Annotated in this window: 5 protein-coding genes; 2 read left to right on the top strand and 3 right to left on the bottom strand. The window is 48.7% G+C overall.

Features of this window, described 5'->3' with window-relative positions; all coding sequences use genetic code 11:
• The 3 genes from Q7V06_RS09325 to Q7V06_RS09315 all read right to left on the bottom strand — a co-directional run.
• Positions 1–895, bottom strand: an 895-nt coding sequence (locus Q7V06_RS09325; protein ID WP_304840861.1) for a mechanosensitive ion channel family protein, incomplete at its 3' end; no start/stop codon positions are given.
• Position 896: 1 nt separating this feature from the next.
• Positions 897–1,580, bottom strand: coding sequence for a DUF432 domain-containing protein (locus Q7V06_RS09320; RefSeq protein ID WP_304840859.1), 684 nt, complete (start codon positions 1,578–1,580; stop codon positions 897–899).
• 119 nt (positions 1,581–1,699) lie between these two features.
• Positions 1,700–2,869, bottom strand: coding sequence for a HEAT repeat domain-containing protein (locus Q7V06_RS09315; protein ID WP_304840857.1), 1,170 nt, complete (start codon positions 2,867–2,869; stop codon positions 1,700–1,702).
• 1,377 nt (positions 2,870–4,246) lie between these two features.
• Between Q7V06_RS09315 and Q7V06_RS09310 the strand changes: the two genes are divergently transcribed.
• Positions 4,247–4,681, top strand: coding sequence for a metal-dependent transcriptional regulator (locus tag Q7V06_RS09310; protein ID WP_304840855.1), 435 nt, complete (start codon positions 4,247–4,249; stop codon positions 4,679–4,681).
• 45 nt (positions 4,682–4,726) lie between these two features.
• On the top strand, positions 4,727–5,322 hold a 596-nt coding region (locus Q7V06_RS09305; RefSeq protein ID WP_304840853.1), incomplete at its 3' end, for an SLC13 family permease.

Raw genomic sequence — 5,322 nt, 5'->3', positions numbered from 1 at the left:
CAACCTCAGGTTGTATCTCGATCTCTTCGTACGGAACCTCCTTTGTTCGGGGGGGTGCCCGGACATTCTTCATATCGGCCTTCAATATATTATCAAACCAGATCTCCCTTTGTGGGAAGGGTATCTGGATTCCGTTCTTCTCAAGCTCAATTTTGATCTTCCAGAGCAGTTCGGTCCGAAGACCCCACCAGTAGAGGGAAGGGGCCCAGATCTTAATGACAATATTAACACTGGATTCATCAAGTTTGTCCACATAAACCGAAGGTCCCGGGCTCTTTAAGGCATAGGGCTCTTTATCGATCATACCTTTGATGATAGAAATCGCCTTTCCTGCATCATCCTGATACCGGATGCCGATGGTATAGTCGAATCTTCGTGCCGGATGGATGACAAGATTTGTGATGTCACTTGTGAACATCTTCGAGTTTGGTATTCGGACATAGATCCCATCATAGGTCCGAACAATCGTCGACATAATCTGGATCTTCTGAACCGTCGCCGTCAGTGTTCCGATGGAGACATTATCACCGATCTTGATCGGCCGTTCAAATATCAGGAAAATCCCTGATACAAGATTTGAAACGATATTCTGGGTAGCAAACGCGACCGCAAGTGCGATGATACCTCCTGCAACGAAGAGACCGGAGAGGTCGAAGTGAAGGTAGGGGAGGAGGGTCAGGAGTGTTATTGCATAGACGATATAGGTCACAATCACCGTCATCAGGTCGAGATCGGACTTCGTCATCTTATCACCAAAACTCCGTTTGAACTGGGTTTTGACGATCTTGGCAATGATCAATCCAACTGCTGCAATAATCAGTACATAGATCAGATCAATCGGGGCCATATCCCCAATAAACGGCTTTGTCAGGAATACAGTAATAGATTCATCCATCTCAGGTCAACCCTTCATCCATCAGGTAATAGATCAATTTATCAACACCAGGAAATCCTCGTGAATAGTGCATTTCGATCGACTTCTGCATCCCACCCACGATGCCTTTATCTTCAAAAGCGGTGTATGCGATGGTCGGCTTGATGATCTTCATCCCTGCACTCATCGAAACGAGGTCATGAGTATAGTAGATCTTCATCCCAATATTTTCAAAAACGACCCGGGAGACCTCAACCCAACTTTTCGTAGTATTTATGAGATCCAGTTCAACAACCCCTTCTAATGAGGGATCAGGATTTGGCTGTTTGAGATAGACATTACTCCAGTGATACCTGGTGATCACTCCTGTATCGGTCGGACCATATAAAGAGTACTTCTGTGGCATCCGCGAGAAGATGTCAATACACCGGTATGCCCCCCCTTTCTGGAGAAAAACCGCGATCTCGATCGGAAATGTAAGATACACCCGACGTGTCACCTCAGGTTCGATCTCAATTGGCTGAAACCTGATCTCAAGAAACCGTGTCACCTCGTCGGGGAGGTTCAGCGGCTCCACCGGGTTGATGATCACCGTCCCCGAATCGGAAGCAATTATTTGTTCCACTGTCGATCCGCCCAGGTTCCGATAATACCGGAGAAATTCGTCATCTTTTGAGAAACAGACCTTCAGATCATCTTTCTCCACACAAAATTCATACCCGTATCGACCATACACAAGAGTGATCTGGTATCCCTCCACCAATAAAGGTTATCTCATGTCCTGAGACATTCCGAAGGCAAAAAATACATGGCGTATGACAGCAATTACTCTCCTCCAAGCTCTTCGATGACCAAAGAGAGGGAGGGATCACCCAACTCCTTCAGCATAAAGGCACATTCCAGACGGATCTCTGCCCCACCTTCCCTGATGATCTCAAGCAGCGGTTCTACTGCCCCCAGATCTGAAAAGAGTTTACATCGTGCATCAGATGGTGCAGATTTCACCGCATCAACGATCAAGGGGAGCGCAGAAGGACCGATCTTTGCAAGTGCAGCTGCCGCCTCTGCCTTCACCTGATCGACTGGATCAAAAAGAAGAGGGATGAGCAGAGGAATAACCTCTTCTGTTCCGATGATACCAAGAGCCGAAGCAGCAGAGGAACGAACAGCCGGATCAACAGAGGTAAGTGATCGGATCAGATCAGGAGTCGCACGATCACCAATTGCCCCAAGTGCGAGTGCTGCCCTGCTCCTGACATACGAATCGGGATCTGCAAGGAGGGAGATGAGCGGGGATATCGCTCTCTGATCACCGATCTCCCCAAGGGCGATCGCCACCTTCCACCTGACATCCTCATCCGGGTCATCAAGAAGTGATATGAGAGGTCCGACTGCCGGTCTTCCGATGCGTGCAAGGGCTTCAGCCGCTTTCCAGCGGAGACCGGAATAGGTATCACTCCGGGTGGTCTCGATGAGGAGTTCGATTGCACGGGGGTCGCGAAGGAGACCAAGGGCATCGATTGCAGCATACCGCTGATCCATCTCCCCATGAGCAAGCAGGGAGAGGAGACCGGGGAGATCACCTGACTTTCTCATCTTCACGATATCTGCTTCATTCACCATCATTGCCCGCACACGGTACATACTGTTCTCGATCACCTCTTTCACCGGAACATGGGTACGTAATGCCGATGCAAGGAACGCAGAGACGATACCGGCTGCAATGAGAGAAATGGCACGAAGAGCTGCATCTGCTGCCACCGATCCCGTCAGCGTGATCTCAATGCCATAATGGATTACCCCAAGATATGCGCCGACGATGACTGCCCAGTACCTGAAGTAGTACGCAGCGATGATCACCACCAGATAGTAGAGGTGTGAATAGCCGGTGACGATCCCTGATCCGGCATGGTAGAAGACTTCTGCTCCTGTTGCCAGAAAAAGACCCAGAATCACAACAATAAACGGGAGATTCCGGTATCCGGAATTGTGCATACCTCTCGTATCTCATAGAAGAGATATATGTTCATCGGGTTGCCTTCATTGCATTAAACCACCGCAATTCATTTTGGAACTGGTGTAAAAACCGAAGACTACTCGTACATGGAGAAGAAACCAACCGTATTTAGGGGAGGCTCCATCTATCCCGAAGAACAGAGAGTAGAATAGCGACCCGGTCTTTTCCGAATGTCATCAACTGGGGAAGGTGACCAGACAGAAATACGGGTTGCAGAAGAGAAGAGAGACTACCAGTTTCTCTGAAGAGACCAGAGGGGAGTTACGGTTTCGCTATCTGCGTTGCCTGATCCCTTCCTCATCCAGAAGACAGTGAAGATGGAGGTGAACACAAAAAAGCAGAAAGATGTCCGAAGATACGCTTGCGGAGGCTTATCATTCGGATTATATGAATGACAGAAACCAAACTCAGCCATGGTTATCAGTCAGACCTCATCCAATTACCCTGTCAGCTCAAAAAGATAGCCATCTTTCATTTGCACCAGCCTAACAGGATAACTATTCTCCGTTCTCCTTTTCTTGATATACATCATAGCTACGTCGGATTCCACTTCAGAGAGGAGCAGACGAAAGGGATCTCTTCTCCTGCAATCAGAACGATAAAGGGTGATCGTCAGAGAGACAAACAGACAATCATCTGCATGGAATTTTGGTTTATTTCTGAAAACCAAAAAACATCATGGGTGGAATGGAGAAATCCAGTATTTTTAGGAGAGGTATCATCTCTCCCAAACAACACAGAGTAGTATAGCGACCCGGTGGAATGATTGGTTCAACTGGGGAGTACAGCCATCAGGCTGCCGGATCGCAGAAGAAATGATATGCTACCTACATTACAAAGAGGAGGCAAGGTCGGCATCTGCGCCCACCGACTCCCTCTTCATCTGAGAGATGAAGGGAGGTGAAAAAAAAGAATAAAAGATTATAATCCGGGAAAATTGAACAGAACAGATACTTCAACATTGGTTACCTAAAAAACCTCATCCATGTGACCTGATCCCAGCTGTATATACCAGTTGGACAGGTATTTCTCCATTCTCATTTTCTCTCAAACTTCTCCATATGGGGTAACATTTCTAAAATAATTATCCTGTCCCTTAGAAGAGGCATAACACATCACCAATCGAAATAAGCAGATGACAGATAGTTACAGAAAAGACCAATCTCATATAAATAAAGACCTTCTCCCGAGAGTGACGACCCGAAATCTCGGAACCCACAGATAAACCTAAAGATGTTCGGTCTAACTACTTATCATCCAAGTGAGATAGTATATGAGATACTTCAGGAGATTGCAGTATGCACCAACATCACAGGGGGGAAGAAACTATACCATGCAGACACAGAGCATGTAACGTGAACAACCTCTCAAGAAAAGCAGAGGATTATCTCGAGGCGATCTACCGTGTCACCCGTGAGAAAGGGTATGCACGAACAAAAGATGTTGCCCTTGAACTTGGAGTCCAGCCCTCAACCGTCGTTGAGATGTTTCGGAAACTCCATTCATTTGGCCTGCTCGAATACCGCAGGTACGAAGGTGTCGTCCTCCGGCCGGAAGGGGAGACTATCGGACGATCTGTTCACCAGAGACATGAGACGCTCAAGGAGTTTCTCCTCATCCTGAGGGTCCCTGAAAATATCGCTGAACAAGATGCCTGTTTCATGGAGCATGAGCTTCACCCCGAGACAATACAGCAGATCAGAACCCTCCTCGACTGCCTTTCATCAGAACCGGATGCAGCAGGAACCGTAAAGCGGCACCTGATGGCAGCCCGGCTCTCACAAAAGTGAGGCAACCTTTTTCCTTTTATCTGCCTCATCAGCAAGTAGTCTCCTATGGATACCAGTATCCTCCTCGTCGGAATTGTCCTTGCAGTAACGATCATCCTCTTTGTGAGTGACCGGGTACGAATCGACCTTGTCGCAGTCCTCGCTGCCATCACGCTTGCCTGGCTTGGCCTCGTCACACCCGTTGAGGCAATCTCAGGATTTGCGTCAAACGCGGTCATGGCGATGGCATCTGTAATGATCCTAGGATATGGGATCGAGAGGACCGGGGTCACCTCAAAACTTGCCCGCTCAATCGTCAGATATGCAGGCAGCAGTGAACGGCGGGTCGGCACCACCATAGGAATGACGGTCGGTCTCCTCTCCTCAGTGATGCAGAATATCGGAGCGGCGGCCCTGTTCCTCCCTGCGATGAGGAGGATCTGCAAACAGACGAAGATCCCGGTATCCCGCCTGATGATGCCGATGGGGTTTGCCGCCATCCTCGGGGGGAGTCTCACCATGATCGGATCAGGGCCTCTGATCGTCTTGAATGATCTTCTGATCCAGTCACAGGCAGAACCATTCTCCCTTCTTGCCGTCACCCCGATCGGACTTCCCCTCCTTATCGCCGGGGTTGCCCTCTTTGCCCTCTTTAGCACCGG

Source organism: Methanocalculus sp. (genome assembly GCF_030651615.1).
In the GTDB taxonomy this organism is placed as follows: domain Archaea; phylum Halobacteriota; class Methanomicrobia; order Methanomicrobiales; family Methanocorpusculaceae; genus Methanocalculus.
The sequence above is the reverse complement of the archived record's forward strand: the minus strand, read 5'-3'. Positions and strand labels throughout refer to the sequence as shown.